This is a genomic window from Streptomyces sp. NPDC059909, from assembly GCF_042730885.1.
Lineage (GTDB): Bacteria > Actinomycetota > Actinomycetes > Streptomycetales > Streptomycetaceae > Streptomyces.
Genome location: NZ_JBHWKX010000198.1, coordinates 1 through 1,931, shown reverse-complemented (window position 1 = coordinate 1,931; position 1,931 = coordinate 1). Strand labels below are relative to the sequence as shown.

Sequence of the window (1,931 nt, the reverse complement as noted above, 5' to 3'; positions counted from 1 at the left end):
TGCCGAGTAGCCGAGGGGAATCTCACCCCTCGGCTCTCACAGAATCCGTGCGTAACAGTCTCCCGTTACACGGCTCTTGCCACTCTGATCACCAGGCCACAGACGCCACTGTGGTCCATCTCCAGTGTGCGAACATGCGGGGGTATCTGTCGGCGATCTCCCGCATCTTCTGGAGCGCCTTCCGCAGCGCCGAGAGCCTCTTGTATTTCTGACGGATCCACCGCACCAAGTAGGCATTGATGCGCATCAGGAGGGGAGTCAGCGCCGACCGGTAGAACCGGCCGAAGTACTGGATCCAGCCCCGCACGGTCGGATTGATCCGCCGGGCGAGCTCTACGAAGGAGAGGTCGGACCGGGTGTGAAGCCGCCAGCTGCGGACTTCAGCACTCATCCTCTTCAAAGCTACCTTGCTGACCGCCGGCTCGAACGACGCGGATCGCCGCCCGTGCCTATTCCGGCTTTCTCGCGCGCGAAACGTGTACCCGAGGAAGGTGAACTCCGTCTGTCCAAAGGGCCGTCGGCGCTTACCATCCCGGCAGTACACAACCTGGGTCTTGTCAGGATGCAGTCGCAGCCCGACCTCCTCCATCCTGTCCACCAGCGAGGCCAGCACTTCGTGGGCCTGGCGCTCCGACACGCAGTGCACAACCGCGTCGTCGGCATAGCGCTCGAACGTGATGCCCGGCCACTTACGGGCCAGCCACATGTCGAACGCATAGTGCATGAACAGGTTCGCCAGTACGGGTGAGACCGCTGAGCCTTGTGGGGTTCCTCGGTCCCGCACCTGCAAGGTGCCGTCGGGCAGTTGAAGCGGGGCTTGAAGCCATCGCTTCACATACAGAATCACCCAACGGGCATCGGTGTGTGCTTCCACGGCTTTGACGATGAGATCCCACCGGACGCTATCGAAGAACTTCTGGACGTCGAGATCGATAACCCAGTCCCTCTTCCAACAGCGCTGACGGCAGCGTTCCACCGCATCAAGTGCCGACCGTCCAGGCCGATAGCCGTAGGAATCCTCATGGAAAACGGGCTCGACCCGTTCCATCAGATGCCTGGCCACTACTGTCTGGGCGATTCTGTCGGCCACCGTGGGCACGCCCAAGATCCTCACACCGCCTCCGGGAGACGACTTGGGGATCTCCACCGCGCGCACCGGCGGAGGAAAATAGGTTCCTGACGACATTCTGTTCCAGATCTTGTAAAGGTTGCCCTTCAGATCCTTCTCGAAGTCCTCAATGGACCGACTGTCCACGCCGGGTGCGCCTCTGTTTGCTTTCACTCCTTCGTATGCCTCCCAGACTTCCCGCTTCGAAATCTCAAACGGCTTGCCTGATGACTTCAACGCGTCCATGTAGTTCCTCCCGGGGTTCCCGGTTGTCTAGATAAACAACGTCACGAATGGCCCGGCCCCTTCGCTCCACTCCCATTACAGGAGCTTCATCACTACTACGAACCGGTCCGCCAGCGCGCCCCGCATCGGTACTCGATCCCTTGCGGTGTCCGCCACTTGGGACACTCCCTCTCCCCCACCCGAAAGCGGGGCGTATCGAGGCACGCCTTCTCCTGTTCCATGCGAGAGCGGCAGATCGGGCTCACGTCGTCTACACGCCGGACACCACCTGGCCAGTAAGCGGATAACTGCCAGACTCATCCCGGGGTAAGCTGAAGACCCCAGTTTCGATGTCATCTGTCTGCTTAACGACGCTTCAGCAACGATTCGCTTGCGCTCGTCTTCCCGATCCCTACCTGACGCCTCTTGGGCGCCTTTTCCTCATCGCTCACCACGACAGTCTTTGGCTAACGCAGCATGAGGCGGTTTAGAGCCTCCCTCCGCAGGGCGGCTCTGAAGGGCCAGACCTTCATCTCTCGCACAGCATCGATCCCAGAAACCGTCCTACAACCAGCTCCCTTTCACGTTCAGGACACAA

At 60.5% G+C, this 1,931-nt stretch carries 1 protein-coding gene; it reads right to left on the bottom strand.

What is annotated here, in order from left to right; translation table 11 throughout:
- Nucleotides 1-88: 88 nt before the first annotated feature.
- Nucleotides 89-1,354 carry a group II intron reverse transcriptase/maturase gene (ltrA, locus tag ACFV9O_RS40135; protein WP_385427989.1) on the bottom strand — a complete coding sequence of 422 codons (1,266 nt, stop codon included), beginning with the start codon at nt 1,352-1,354 and terminating at the stop codon, nt 89-91.
- Nucleotides 1,355-1,931 lie beyond the last annotated feature (577 nt).